Genomic DNA, 13,937 nt, shown 5'->3' with positions numbered 1-13,937 from the left:
ACAGAATTCAAAAAGTCTCAAAACTATATTCATCCTCAAAAACTTCAGACCAAGCAAGTGAGGTTAATTGACATTTTTTACCCATTTCATCCTCGGCATCTTTCACCGCAACTTGAAAACATTTCTCCCAGATAGACTCAATAAAATCACGATTTAAACGCGGCATTTCTTCTTGACTTTCTTCAATCTCTCGCCGCGCCGAACGAATACTAATAGCCCAGCTAGCTGTTCGTTTTTCAGGTTGATTTTTCCATTTAATAATATGAAGCATTAAACGAATTAACTGGCTTTTTAATGCTCGTTTTTCGGTTCTTCCCATTGCTTCAATTAAAGATTCTAAACCTGCCGTTGCTTCCATAGATTTTCCTTCTTTGAGAAGTGTCTGGACTGTGACAGCCGTTTGATAATGAGAACACACTGCTAACCAGTCCCAATCTTGTTTAGTCAGCATTGCCCTATCCTTGAATTTGCTTATATTCCTAAATTTATCATACCGATCGCCCCTCAACTGGGTCCTCCCATCCCCCAACAGCCCAACAATACTTAATAAAAACTTTATAAAACTTACCATTTCCGCATAGATTAGAGTTATCCTAGAAAATCCAGCAATCCTGCAAAGCGTCAACCTTCTCGTCACTTATCCAGTGGTTCGATGACTCAAACCCAAAGCACTAAAACCGCCACCCCAACTGCAATTTATTCCTTGACAATTGCTCCCGCCTGTGTATTGCGGGGTCGATCGGCCTTAGCACAAGCCGGAGATGCGATCGCCCGTTTCGGAAAGCGGCCGCTAATCGTCGGCGGCAGCAACTCCCTCGCCGCCGCCCAACCGTACCTGCAACCAATCCTCGAACAGCAGCAGTTAAAATCCGCCGAAACATTATACGGCAAGGATTGTAGCGAAACCAGCCTCGAAATCCTCCGCGAAGCAGCCCAAACCCATCAAGCCGATTTCATCATCGGTGTCGGCGGTGGCAAAGCCTTAGACGCAGCCAAACTCGTCGCTTATCAGTGCAAAATCCCGATCGTCACAATACCGACATCAGCCGCCACCTGTGCCGCTTGGACAGCCCTTTCTAACATTTATTCAGAACAAGGTGCATTCCAATACGATGTCACATTAGCCAGATGTCCCGACTTATTAATACTCGATTACGGTTTGATTCAAACCGCACCGCAGCGGACATTAATAGCAGGAATTGGAGATGCGATCGCCAAATGGTACGAAGCATCAGTCAGCAGCGGACACTCCGAACAAACCCTGATCATTTCCGCCGTCCAACAAGCTAGAATACTGCGCGATATTTTATTCCAAAAATCAGCCGCCGCCCTCAAAGAACCCGGTAGCGAAACCTGGCAAGAAGTCACAGATGCAGCCGTATTGCTAGCAGGAGTAATCGGCGGAATTGGTGGTGCTCAATGTCGCACCGTCGCCGCCCACGCCGTCCACAACGGCCTAACTCATCTATTAGCAAGTCACGGCACATTGCACGGCGAAAAAGTCGCATACGGCATTTTAGTACAACTGCGACTAGAAGAAATGCTGCAAAACAATCAACTCGCCGCTAGCGCCAGACAGCAACTGCTAAAATTCTACGCCGAGATTGGATTACCCCAAACTTTAGACAACCTCGGACTCGGAGACATTACCATAGCAGAATTGCAGCGCGCCGCCGACATAGCCTGCAATCCTAATTCCGACATCCACCGACTGCCTTTTAAAGTTGTTCCCCAACAATTAATGGCAGCGATGGTTTCTACCACCGCACCTGTGGGAGAATTAAAGATTAAGAATTAAAACAGTTTGTAGTAAGGACTAAAGTCCTGAAAAGGCTGTGCTAGCAAGGACGAAAGTCCTTACTACAAACCACGAAAACTGACAACTGACAAAAAATAAATGACCTTGGATTGGATTACCCCTGCTGACAGGTTGCAAAAACTACCGCCCTACGTATTTGCCCGTCTCGACGAACTCAAAGCCCGCGCCCGCGAACAAGGACTCGATTTAATAGACTTAGGAATGGGAAACCCCGACGGTGCCACTCCTCAACCAGTAGTAGAAGCCGCCGTCGCAGCCATCCAAAATCCTGCAAATCACGGCTATCCACCTTTTGAAGGAACTGCCAGTTTCCGCCGTACTATTACTAAATGGTACAGCCGTCGCTACAATGTTGAACTCGATCCAGAAAGCGAAGCATTGCCTTTGTTGGGTTCTAAAGAAGGTTTAGCACATTTTGCGATCGCCTATATCAATCCAGGGGACTTAATATTAGTACCAAGTCCTGCTTATCCCGTATTATTTCGCGGCCCAATTATCGCCGGTGCAAAAGTTCACAACATCATTCTCAAACCAGAAAACGACTGGGTAATTGACTTAGCCGACATTCCCGACAGCGTAGCCGAACAAGCCAAAATACTCTATTTCAATTATCCCAGTAATCCGACTGGAGCAACTGCACCCCGCGAATTTTACAAAGATATTGTTGCTTTCGCACACAAACATCAAATCTTGCTGGTTCACGACTTGTGTTATGCGGAATTAGCCTTTGACGGCTATCAACCGACAAGTTTATTAGAAATTCCCGGCGGTAAAGAAATCGGTGTCGAATTTCACACCATGTCCAAAACCTACAATATGGCCGGCTGGCGAGTCGGTTTTGTAGTAGGAAACAGCAAGATTATTCAAGGTTTGCGGACCTTAAAAACTAACCTAGATTACGGTATATTTTCCGCCTTGCAAACAGCAGCAGAAACAGCACTGCAATTGCCGGATAGTTACTTGCACGAAGTGCAGAATCGTTACAGGACTCGCCGGGATTTCATGGTGGAAGGATTGGCAGAATTAGGGTGGAATATTCCTAAACCTCTCGCTGCAATGTATCTTTGGGTTCCCTGCACTCGCGGCATGAGCTCGACTGATTTTGCCCTCAATGTTTTGCAGCAAACGGGTGTTGTGGTGACTCCTGGCAATGCTTTTGGGCCGGGCGGCGAAGGATATGTGAGAATTAGTTTGATTGCAGATTGCGATCGGCTGGGAGAAGCATTGCGACGCTTGAAACAAGCAAACATTCGCTATTAGTCAGTAGTCATTAGTCAGTTGTTATTGGTTATTGGTTATTGGTGGGTTGTTAGTTGTTATTGGTTATTTGTTATTTGTTGGCGATCGTAACCAATTATTAACTACCAAGGACTAATGACTACTGACTAATGACTATAAGGTTTTAATTTGCTGAATAACCCAATCAAAAGTTTCCATAACTTGCTTGAGGGCAGATTCGTCTTGCAAAGTAAACAAAGCCAGACTCGGCGACCTTCTCTCACCTGGTTCTATAGGCAGCGACAGACCGATCGCACTCAGCTTACTTCTCAATTCCAGCCAATTTTGTTCCGCATTAAACGGCGGCTGAGAACCGTAATTGTTAGCAGAAATCTCCATTCTGCCAGCAATATCTACAGTGAATAACTGATAAGGTTTTCTTCCCTTTTGAGGCAATTGAGCGGCGAAACCGCCGTAGGCATCCCCCGTTCCCCAGTGGATTTGAACTTCGGGTTCTTGACTTTTTGCCCAAAGGTAAATTGCTTTTGCCATTTGCGCCTCGTCCGCGCCTCGTCTAGCTTTGATTTCGGCAAAAAATGAAGATTCATCCCAGCGCCTTCTTTCGCGGGTTGCGCTGGATTTTTTCTGCTGTGCTTCTGCTGTCTGACCGATCACTCTGGGAACCAGCGTTTTCAAACCGTCTTCACTTACATACTGCTTAATTTCCAGGGCCAAAACTTCAACCGGGTCCATTTGTTCGTTGAGAAATTCCACAACTCGGCGCATTTCAGCGGAAATCTCGTCAGCTACAAACACTAAGCGAACTTTACCCGCTTGCAAATTAGTTTTAACCTTCTGCCAAAATCGGTCTTCATTAGCATTTGCGCCGAGAAACTCTTCAAAAATCTGTTCGGGATCGCGACCCCGATCGCGACAATTAGCTTCAAACAGAGAAATAATTGAATCAATGGGCCAGTAAACCAACGCATTAGCAGCATAGTCGATCGACTGACCCAAAACTTTTTGCCGCAGTTCGGCATTAGGAGTTCGCCTGACATCCACCAAAGTAGGAACTGCATTTTGGTCGAGAAACAAATGATCTAGCGACCACTGCACCGCTGTTTCCTCATCGCTGGGTGCAGCTTCCCGCGAAATTAACAGCCACCTCCGCGCCGTCGCCCGATCGATTTGGTCTCCCGCGATCAAATTAGGATAAGTTACTAGCAAGTCTTGTAACTGGTCTTCCGAGTCGTAGGGCTGTTCCATCATTTCTACCAGCCTGTCGTCGTCCTGAATCAGATAAATACCTCCAGCCATGCCAGCCCACCTACTTAATTTTAGATTTGAGATTTGAGATTTGAGATTTCCGGCTTAGTTATTAGTCTTTAGTCTTCATTCCGCAGCCAATGATATCATGTCCGATCGATTAACCATAATATCCCCGTCGGGGCGGGTTTTTGAGACAGGGTAAACACATCTTAACTTTCACCCAAAATATGCTACAATTAAATCTGACTAAATTTTCATGTCGTTGATTGTAGTTTATTGGTGCTATCAATGGCAAGAGGTTTTAGTAAAGCTGTAACTTCCCAACAAAAACAAACAGATTCATTACCACCTTCAATGAATCTTTTAAGTAATATTTTTTTAGAGCATTTTCGCAACTATAAAGATCCAAGAATAGAAAGAAGTAAAGAACACTTACTTAAAGATATTAGATCGATTGCGATTCTAGCTGTCCAGACGCGGTGCAGACGGATGGGTGGCAATAGAAGCCTAGGTAATGCCAAATATGAATGGTTAAAAAGCTTTCTATAATTACCGAATCGCATACCATCTCATGACACATTTAGTCGGGTATTTTTCCGAATTGAACCACAATAGTTTGAAGAATGTTTTTTGACTTGGGTAAATGCCATAGTCGGGGAATTAGAACTAAACGCGATCGCCCTTCATTGATGGCGAAACAATAAAACAATTATATGACCGAAATAGCCAGCAAAAAGCGATATATATAGTTACAAGCTAGTCTTCATTTCATCAATTGGTTTTAGAAAAAAAAAACATAAAAAATCTAATGGAATGACCAAGAATTTCTTGATGGTACCCGCCACGTGATTTATCCGTGCAATCAATCCAAAATCTAAAATCGAAAATCCTCAAGCCCCCGAATTTATCCGTGGGGTAAAGCCAAAATCTAAAATCTAAAATCTAATGACAGCGATTGCGGAATTAATAGAAATGTTATAAATTGCCGGAAGTGTAATAACTATAGATGATCGGCTGTTATCAAAAAAATATAATATCTCTGATTTTTAAGAAAAAAGAAGATTATATTTTAGCTTTCAAAGGCAATCAACAACTTTTATACAAAGCCGTGAAAGAGTGGTTTGAAGTAGCTCAAGAAGCAGATTATTTAGGAAAAAAGTATGATTATTATGAACATGAACAAGTAGAAGCAGGACATCACCGAGTGTAACAAAGACAAGTCGGGAATGTGGATTTATCCGAGTTACCACCTCTGCATAATCAAGCATTATGGACGGGATCAAAAACAGTTGTCATGATAGTTAGTGAACAAAGATTGTAGAATAAAACCACCACATAAGCTCGTTTTTACGCTTAGTAGTTTCAGCAGTAATGCTGAGACAATTGCTGGGGCGAGCCGCAGTCACTGGGGCATTAAAAATAGCTTATATTGGACGCTTGATGTTACATTTTGTGAATATAAAAGCTGGATTATGAAACAGAACTCTCCCGTAAATTTTGCACTTCAATCGGAGGCTAGCCGTAAATATACTGCAACAAGAAAAAACTTCCGGCACAAAGTCTAAAAATGGAACGCTATCGAGCGGGAATGGATAATTATTGATTTCAAATTTTAAACTTTGCCAGCTAACGCTTAAAAGATAACACCCATCTCTTGTGAAATTTATCCGTATTTTTAAATTTTATAAATTCTTAAAGTTTTGATTGAATCTGCTTCACTGGGGTTAAAGTTAAGAATTTTCCGAATGTTTTTTTAGTTATTTAGTAATGCACAAACTCACTTTTTTGTCCAATTAATTTAGATGAGTTTACCATATTCTAAGTATAATGTTTATGACAACTTGTGTAATGTCTCAACTTATTAAATAATCACAAAAATAGCTGTAAGTGAATATATAATTGCTTTTACACCGCCTAATTTTTATATTTTATAGTTAATTTTTATAAGATTATTAACTTTTTGAAATACTAGGTTCTGTAGAGCAGGAATTAACAACCGAATCAAGTTGATTAAGCGGCAAGCTTATGGATTTGTCAACTTTGATAACTTTCTGGCGAGGCTATTAGCTTGCTTTTCTGATTAGTTTTGCTGATCGTGTTGACTCCAGAAGAACTGAATAAGCTAGAGGCAGTCTAACACCGAAAAGCGTAGCTCCATAGAAGTTACAATATAAAGATATTGTGAACTTACCTTGAGTGTCGCTAAAATATTAAAATAACAGCTCGCGAGTGGAATTTAAGAGGTAAGACTTGAAACAAGTTGGATTAGTGGCGATCGGACGCAATGAAGGGCCGCGCCTGCGCCAGTGCCTAGTATCGGCCACAGACAAAGTTGCCCGCGTCGTGTATGTCGATTCCGGATCAACAGACGGTAGCCTAGAGTTAGCCCGATCGATCGGAGCCGATACAGTAGAACTAAACTTATCTATACCGTTTACTGCAGCACGCGCCAGAAACGAAGGCTTTGCTCGCTTGCTGAAACTATCACCAGACATCGAATTTGTCCAATTTGTAGACGGCGACTGCGAATTGGTTGACGGATGGATCGAACTCGCCCAGCAAGAACTCACAGCCAAACCCGACGTAGCCGTAGTGTGCGGGCGCCGGCGCGAAAGATTTCCCAACGCCACAGCATACAACCGACTCTGCGACATCGAGTGGGACACGCCTGTCGGCGAAGCCAAAGCCTGCGGCGGCGACTCGATGATGCGCGTCGCGGCGTTCGAGCAAGTCGGCGGTTTCAACCCTGCACTCATTGCTGGCGAAGAACCAGAACTCTGCGTGCGGCTGCGTCAAAACGGCTGGAAAATCGAGCGCTTAGATGCAGAAATGACCCTGCACGACGCCCAAATGACAAGTTTTACCCAGTGGTGGAAACGTTCTCAAAGAGCCGGTCACGCCTACGCCGAGGGTTCCTGGCTGCACGGAAACACCCCCGATCGCCACTGGGTCAAAGAGACCACCAGCATCTGGTTCTGGGGATTCGTTCTGCCTGTGCTAGCATTGGGCACAGCCTGGTTCACCCACGGGTGGAGCCTGTGGTTGCTCGCCGGCTACCCGATACTTACCTACCGAATTTACCGCCGGATGTTGCAGCGGAATTTGCCAGCCAAGGATTCTGGTCTTTATGCTATATCTTGTGCGATCGGGAGATTTCCCCAATTGCAAGGTCAGATTCAGTTTCATCAGCGTCGCTTGCTGGGACAGCGCAGCAACTTGATCGAATACAAGAGATCAAGCCCATCAATGGAGCAAGTTAGAATTAGTGCTAAGTCTACTAAGTAGGTTAGCCACCATCAACTTAACAGGTTTTTTCTGGAACGTACTTCTCCCCTGTAATCCCGAGTCCTGTGTAGAGGCGGGTTTTCTCCCCAACCTCTACACCCGACACCGGAACCTCAAAAAACCTGCAACCGATCGAGTAATTTCTTCAAAACTAAACTGACAAAGATCGATTTATAAACAAAGGTATCCAACCAATGAACAACCAAAAATTGTAATTGCTCAACTAGGGGAAAAAAGGGAGCCATCAGTAGAGAGAGCTTGTTGAATGGATTGATAAGCAGTTAAACCCGGACGCTTGCCAGTATTAACAACTGAACGAACGGCAGCAAACAAATCTCGCCCCCATTCCGAACGGAAGCCATTGGTCACACGGCGAAATATCACACTCATCCGAATCGCCTGTTCACTACTATTATTCGTGGGTGGAATTGTCGCATCTTCCAGAAATAGAAATAAATTGTCAATCAGCCCACCGTAACGTTTTCGTAACCGTATACCATCGGGATGCTGTGGTGCTAAATCCAAAATTTTGGTTAATCTTTCCTGTAAATTTATTCGATATCTCAAGAGTCTAGTATCATCCATATTCTCCCGTTGCCGATGGATGATAAAAGCCCTTAATAATAACCTCTTCATCGCTGGGGCAAAAATTCTGGCAAGAGCATCAATCGCATATTGGCAATCCCGCAGTTGATGTGCACTCACACACTTGCCATTGTGGTGCTGGGTGATTTTTTTGAGCGCGGGAGAAATCTGACACCCAGATATCGGGACGATGTTCTGCGAGAACTTCGTTAGGAATGATATCAAATCCGGTAGCATCGGAATTATTCATCTCTGTATTCTCTCCCTCTGCGTTCTCTGCGCCCTCTGCGGTTAAATCATTCCGATGCAACCGGAAACGATATGAGAATTAAATAACTTAGAATGCGTGATGGTTCTTGTGGGATGGGCGTCCCGCCCGTCCAGAAAGGGCGGGCTCTTAGGCCCAACCCACTTTCAAGAGTGTAAATTATTTAATTCGCGATCCTAAGTTATTTATTTTCTATTGCTCAGCGGAAATCTCGTCAGCTACAAACACTAAGCGAACTTTACCCGCTTGCAAATGAGTTTTAACCTTTTGCCAAAATAGGTCTTCATTAGCATTTGCACCGAGAAACTCTTCAAAAATCTGTTCGGGATCGCGACCCCGATCGCGACAATTAGCTTCAAACAGAGCAATAATTGAATCGATCGGCCAGTAAACCAACGCATTAGCAGCATAGTCGATCGACTGACCCAAAACTTTTTGCCGCAGTTCGGCATTAGGAGTTCGCCTGACATCCACCAAAGTAGGAACTGCATTTTGGTCGAGAAACAAATGATCTAGCGACCACTGCACCGCTGTTTCCTCATCGCTGGGTGCAGCTTCCCGCGAAATTAACAGCCACCTCCGCGCCGTCGCCCGATCGATTTGGTCTCCCGCGATCAAATTAGGATAAGTTACTAGCAAGTCTTGTAACTGGTCTTCCGAGTCGTAGGGCTGTTCCATCATTTCTACCCGCCTGTCGTCGTCCTGAATCAGATACAGCCTCTTCGGTGGTTCATGAAGTACACTATAAAGCTATATTGTGTGGTGTTAATCTGTAGGGTGCGTCGCGGCGAAATATTGGTCGATAAAACTTACAGATTGACGGGTGGCGACGCATCAAACAGCAGGCGATCGCTCTTCTTGTGTGTACCACATCTACATGGAATATGCTGTAAATACCTCCAGCCATGCCAGCCCACCTACTCAATTTTAGATTTTAGATTTTAGATATGATATTTTAGGCTTAGTTATTAGTCTTCAGTCTTCAGTCCGCAGGCAATCATATCATGTCCGATCGATTAACCATAATATCCCCGTCGGGGCGGGTTTTTGATCTCGTCAATTATTGGCAGGTATTGTTGGCTCACAGGCCCCTACAAAAATCGCGGTCGCTCGACCGGACATGATATGATTTGTGAAGGCGGAAGGCATTGGTCAGAATTCAATAAAAATTTTGAATTCAATAATTTTTATTGCTTGTTAATTCAACAAAAAATCCTTTCTGACTGATGACTAATGACTGATGACTAATGACTAATCACTCATACAACCAGTAAATACTCGCTGTGCCGGCCCGGTCATGTAAATCCGCCCAGAAACTTCTGCCCATTCGATTTCCAAAACGCCGCCGGGGAGTTCAACCGCAGTTGCCCGATCGCACTTTCCTACCAACACCCCAGCTACCACAGCAGCACAAGCACCAGTCCCACAAGCTAGAGTAACACCCGCGCCTCTTTCCCACACCCGCATTTTTACATAGTCTGAACGTACCACTTGAATAAATTCCGTATTGGTACGCTGCGGGAATGCTTTGTTGTGCTCGAATTGAGGCCCGACAGTTTCTAAAGCAACAGCAGCAACATCCTCTACAAAAGTAATACAGTGAGGATTGCCCATGCTGACGCAGGTAACAGACCAAGATTTATCAGCAACTTCGATCGGCACATCAATAACTTTGGCATCCGGTGCGGCCAAAGTTGTCGGAATTTCCGCAGCCAGTAGCCGGGGAACTCCCATATCCACCTTAACCTGACCGTCCGATCGCAATTCCGGGCTAATCACACCAGCCAGAGTGTGGATGCGGTACTGGGTTTTCGCCTCTGACCCTTCCAAATCCGCGATAAACTTAGCCAAACAGCGAATTCCGTTGCCACACATTTCCGGTTCCGAACCGTCGGAGTTAAAAATCCGCATCGTATAGTCAGTGTTATTTTGACCCGGAAGAGCAAATATCACACCGTCTGCGCCAATCCCAAAATGTCGATCGCACAAATCCACAGCTTGTTCTGGCGTGATCACCGGTTCTGACGAGTGGCGATTGTCAATCAGAATAAAATCATTTCCCAGTCCGTGATACTTCGCAAACTCGATCGGCATAAAAACAAACCTCTTTTGGTTAAAACTGATTAGATAATTTGATTACCAAATTACCCAGTTCCCAGTATTATAAAACTTTATGCAATTTATAGTCCTTTCTACTGAAATATAAACAAATATAATATTTATAACTCCACAGGGATATGTAATTAATGCTGATGTCAATGGCTCAATGAATATTCGTCGAAAAGTAACTGCCAATGGGTTTCTCCCTCATAGAGTAGACGCGCTTGTAGTTGCGGCAGTAAGGGTTAAACGGTATAAAGAGAAGAATATGGTTTAAGGTAATATTTGACTATATTTTTCTGAACTATGTCTGAATTTGAAACCGGATTGCCCAGCGTTCGCTTAATACAAAGCTACATCAAAGACAAACAACAGGTGGAGATCAAACTCCTGACCGGCGACTCACTAGCGGGCAGAATTTTTTGGCAGGATAATAGCTGCATTTGCCTCCTCGATCCGTCAGAAACACAAATTCTGATCTCGCGGCCAGCAATTGCTTATCTCAAACCCAACGGCTGAGGAGAGGGGGAGAGAGGGAGAGGGGAAAAATCTTCCCTCTTCCCTCGAACCTCTTCCAACTTCGGTTTTCCTGACCTCCGTTACATCCGTTACAGAATCCGTTGCCGAACTTCCCTAATCGCTAAACAGCTTTTCACTGACTTGGGTGGCGACAAAAGGCAGCTTTAAAGCAGGTTGCGGCACCGGCGGTGAGGCCATCCGCTGCATCAAGCCGAGCTCGTAGAAGCCACCGCACAGCAGTAAACGATCGCCTTCTTGCAAATTGCTAGTTCCGTCCGGCCAGCGAGTAAATTTCCCCTCCCGGCGGATCGCCCGCACTTGCACCCCGTACTGGATCAGCAAATCTACCTCTGACAGTTTTTTGCCGGCCCAAGGGCTCTTTGCTGGCAGTCTCAGCCACTGGCAAGAACTGTCGCCCTGCGGTACTGCAACTTCCCCCTTCGCCAGCAACTCAAAACTGATGAGTTCTTCGGGTTCTCCCACTACAAAAAGTCGATCGCCCGACTGCAAAGCTGTCTTGCCGTTGGGATAATCAATTTCCTCGCCATTCTCGCGGACGATCGCCATCACACTGACGCCTGTCAACTGGCGCAGGTTAGTTTCTTCCAGAGTCATGCTGGCGATGGGAGAACCCGACGGCAAGTTGTACCACTCGCTGTTCATATCTCGAACCGCCACTTTCAAATCCCGCGAAACCGCCAAAGGTTCGCGCGGTGGCCGCAATTCCAGATAGCGGCTGCTGCGAATTTGCTGCACATCCCGCGCGATCGCCATTGCCGAGAGTCCCATGCCAGCCAGCAAATGGGAAGACAGTTCTAAACTGGCTTCAAACTCCGGCTGCACAACTTCCCAGGCCCCCAGTTGGTAAAGCAGTTCGATGTCTTTATCTTGGTTCGCGCACACCACAATATCTAAATCCGGGACTAATTCTAAAGCCCGCTTCAGACACAAGCGAGTGCTCATGGGATCGGGAAGGGCGATCGCCATTGCTTTTGCCCGTTCCACCCGCGCGGCTTCCAATACGTGCAAGCTGGCAGCATTCCCGTAAATGTAAGGAATTCCTTGGACTCTGCACTCTTGAATTCTACTTTCTGACTCATCGATCACCACAACTGAACAGTTGCGGCTTTGCAGCATTTTGACTAAAATTCTGCCGACTCGCCCGTAGCCACAAACCACAACATAATTTTGTTCCGGCAAAGTTTCAGCTATTGCCACAGGTTGAGATGTTTCGTCAAAATAGCGCTGCAAAGGCCCGAAATTTTCCGCCCATTTCAATAACTGCGGCACGCTTCTCAATACAAACGGAGTTAGCACCAGGGTGACTGCTGTCGTTCCTAAAATTAACAGGTAAACGTTCCGCGAAACCAGCCCCATAGCTTGGCCGGCACTAGCGAGTACAAAGGAGAATTCTCCTATTTGAGCTAAGCCCAAACCTGTGATTAATGCTGTTTTTAGCGGATAGCCAAATAGTCGGACGATCGGCGTTATAATCAAGAATTTGCCGACAAATACTATAAATACCAGTCCCAGAATTACTTCGAGATGGTTCCACAGAAACACCGGGTCAATTAACATTCCGATGGTGACAAAAAATAAAGATGCAAAAATATCTCGCAAAGGCTCGACATAAGTTAGAGTTTGGTCGGCATATTCCACCTCCGAAATCATTAAACCCGCCACAAATGCGCCCATCTCGATCGAAAAACCCAAATATTCTGTCAGTAGCGCAATCCCTAAAGCCAAAACCACAACTCCCAGCAAAAACAGTTCCCGGCTTTCTGTTTGCGCGAGGTATCGCAGCAACTGCGGTACAAGCCAAATGCCCGCGACTACAGCACCGATCGCAAATAACCCGATCCGCAGCAGGGCCCACGCTACCGTCATGCCGATCTCTTCTGCTGGCTGATTGAGTGCCGGCAAAACTGCTAACATTAGCCCCAAAGCCAAATCTTGAACTACTAATATTCCCAGCATGACTTGACCGTGGGAAGTACCGGATTCATTGCGCTCCATCAAGCACTTGAGTACAACTGCAGTCGAGGAAAGCGACAGAATTGCCCCTAAAAACACGCCTTGAGCAGGCGATTCTACCCAGCCTACAGCCAAGGAAATTGCAGTAGTAATGGCGATCGTCAGCACAATTTGCAAGCCCCCTCCGCCCAAACTAATGGCTTTTACTTTCTGGAGTTCGGCGAAAGAAAATTCCACTCCCAAGGCAAATAACAGAAAAGCAACTCCGAATTCAGCCAGGGTGTCTACCTGAATTAATTCTTTAATCAGCCCCAAACCGGCCGGCCCAACTACGATCCCTCCCAGGAGATAGCCGAGAATTACCGGCTGTCGCAATAGCGATGCAAAGAGTCCTCCTGCAGCGGCAGCAGCGAGAACTAGAACTAAGTCAACGATCAGTCGGAAGTCTTCTTGCACAAGTTTATGAAAAAAGTATAAAGTTATATTATAGTGTCTAATGTGTTGACTATGTTTAGTGGGTTGACAGTAGTTGAGGAACAAGCACAACGGCCACCCTCGACTAAGGTATTTTTTCATTGCACAGAGTTCAAATCCTCACAAAAAGCTTAACCTCTGGCAAGTTTATCGAGGGATTGCGGCGGTATTAGTGGTAATGTTTCACCTCAACGAGATGAGCGCCGAGAGATTAAATCAAGTTACTTTTTTTAAATTTATTTCAGGCTGGGTGGAGCGGTGTTGATTACTTTTTTGTATTGAGCGGTTTTATCATGGTATATGTTCACCGATCGGCGATCGGTAAAAAGGATTAGTTAAAATCGTTTTCATTTATTCAAACCCTGCTTGCGGATTGAGCCGATATAGTGGATAATTACTCAGGCACTTTTGTGTCTTTTTCTAGTA

General features: G+C 45.3%; 13 protein-coding genes and 2 pseudogenes. 7 read left to right on the top strand and 8 right to left on the bottom strand.

Features of this window, described 5'->3' with window-relative positions:
* Positions 1-7: 7 nt before the first annotated feature.
* Positions 8-451, bottom strand: coding sequence for a DUF29 domain-containing protein (locus QUB20_RS01480; protein ID WP_333242557.1), 444 nt, complete (start codon positions 449-451; stop codon positions 8-10).
* 201 nt (positions 452-652) lie between these two features.
* On the opposite strand from QUB20_RS01480, the gene QUB20_RS01475 reads away from it, so the two are divergent.
* Together QUB20_RS01475 and QUB20_RS01470 are read left to right on the top strand one after the other, a co-directional pair.
* Positions 653-1,798, top strand: a complete 1,146-nt coding sequence (locus tag QUB20_RS01475; protein WP_333242560.1) for an iron-containing alcohol dehydrogenase family protein — start codon at positions 653-655, stop codon at positions 1,796-1,798.
* A 99-nt stretch (positions 1,799-1,897) separates the two neighbouring features.
* The gene (locus tag QUB20_RS01470) at positions 1,898-3,079 is read left to right on the top strand and encodes an aspartate aminotransferase (RefSeq protein WP_333125020.1); all 1,182 of its coding nucleotides are present in this window, start codon (positions 1,898-1,900) and stop codon (positions 3,077-3,079) included.
* A 132-nt stretch (positions 3,080-3,211) separates the two neighbouring features.
* Here the strand turns inward: QUB20_RS01470 and QUB20_RS01465 are convergent, their stop codons facing one another.
* Entirely contained in the window at positions 3,212-4,354 is a 1,143-nt protein-coding gene (locus QUB20_RS01465; RefSeq protein WP_333242564.1) for a hypothetical protein, read from the bottom strand.
* Positions 4,355-4,594: 240 nt separating this feature from the next.
* On the opposite strand from QUB20_RS01465, the gene QUB20_RS01460 reads away from it, so the two are divergent.
* The 4 genes and pseudogenes from QUB20_RS01460 (at position 4,595) to QUB20_RS01445 (ending at position 7,591) form a co-directional block, all read left to right on the top strand.
* On the top strand, positions 4,595-4,855 hold the full coding sequence (locus tag QUB20_RS01460) for a transposase family protein (RefSeq protein ID WP_333242567.1): 261 nt from the start codon (positions 4,595-4,597) through the stop codon (positions 4,853-4,855).
* Positions 4,856-5,312: 457 nt separating this feature from the next.
* Positions 5,313-5,516, top strand: a complete 204-nt coding sequence (locus tag QUB20_RS01455; RefSeq protein WP_333057284.1) for a hypothetical protein — start codon at positions 5,313-5,315, stop codon at positions 5,514-5,516.
* Positions 5,517-6,291: 775 nt separating this feature from the next.
* Positions 6,292-6,390: pseudogene (locus QUB20_RS01450) on the top strand (transposase); the annotation flags it as partial.
* Positions 6,391-6,556: 166 nt separating this feature from the next.
* The gene (locus tag QUB20_RS01445) at positions 6,557-7,591 is read left to right on the top strand and encodes a glycosyltransferase family 2 protein (protein WP_333242570.1); all 1,035 of its coding nucleotides are present in this window, start codon (positions 6,557-6,559) and stop codon (positions 7,589-7,591) included.
* 219 nt (positions 7,592-7,810) lie between these two features.
* On the opposite strand, the gene QUB20_RS01440 is transcribed toward QUB20_RS01445, so the two are convergent.
* The 5 genes and pseudogenes from QUB20_RS01440 to dapF form a co-directional block, all read right to left on the bottom strand.
* Complete coding sequence (locus QUB20_RS01440; RefSeq protein WP_333057287.1) at positions 7,811-8,296, bottom strand: IS66 family transposase; 486 nt, start codon at positions 8,294-8,296, stop codon at positions 7,811-7,813.
* Positions 8,256-8,426 carry a hypothetical protein gene (locus QUB20_RS01435; RefSeq protein WP_333242573.1) on the bottom strand — a complete coding sequence of 57 codons (171 nt, stop codon included), beginning with the start codon at positions 8,424-8,426 and terminating at the stop codon, positions 8,256-8,258. The genes QUB20_RS01440 and QUB20_RS01435 overlap by 41 nt, the downstream gene beginning before the upstream one ends.
* A gap of 216 nt (positions 8,427-8,642) precedes the next feature.
* Positions 8,643-9,125: pseudogene (locus QUB20_RS01430) on the bottom strand (hypothetical protein); the annotation flags it as partial.
* 61 nt (positions 9,126-9,186) lie between these two features.
* Positions 9,187-9,351 carry a hypothetical protein gene (locus tag QUB20_RS01425; RefSeq protein ID WP_333291107.1) on the bottom strand — a complete coding sequence of 55 codons (165 nt, stop codon included), beginning with the start codon at positions 9,349-9,351 and terminating at the stop codon, positions 9,187-9,189.
* A gap of 344 nt (positions 9,352-9,695) precedes the next feature.
* Entirely contained in the window at positions 9,696-10,538 is an 843-nt protein-coding gene (gene dapF / locus QUB20_RS01420) for a diaminopimelate epimerase (protein WP_333242576.1), read from the bottom strand.
* A gap of 312 nt (positions 10,539-10,850) precedes the next feature.
* Here dapF and QUB20_RS01415 point away from each other — a divergent pair, with 312 nt between their 5' ends.
* Positions 10,851-11,063 (top strand): Hfq-related RNA-binding protein, encoded by a 213-nt coding sequence (locus QUB20_RS01415; protein ID WP_333242579.1) that lies wholly within the window; start codon positions 10,851-10,853, stop codon positions 11,061-11,063.
* 114 nt (positions 11,064-11,177) lie between these two features.
* Here QUB20_RS01415 and QUB20_RS01410 read toward each other — a convergent pair whose 3' ends face one another.
* Positions 11,178-13,493, bottom strand: coding sequence for a cation:proton antiporter (locus QUB20_RS01410; RefSeq protein WP_333242582.1), 2,316 nt, complete (start codon positions 13,491-13,493; stop codon positions 11,178-11,180).
* Between the last annotated feature and the right edge of the window lie 444 nt (positions 13,494-13,937).

This window comes from Microcoleus sp. B4-C2, from assembly GCF_036705265.1.
Taxonomy (GTDB): domain Bacteria; phylum Cyanobacteriota; class Cyanobacteriia; order Cyanobacteriales; family Microcoleaceae; genus Microcoleus.
Note: the sequence above shows the minus strand (reverse complement) of the source record. Positions and strands in the feature narration are given on the sequence as shown.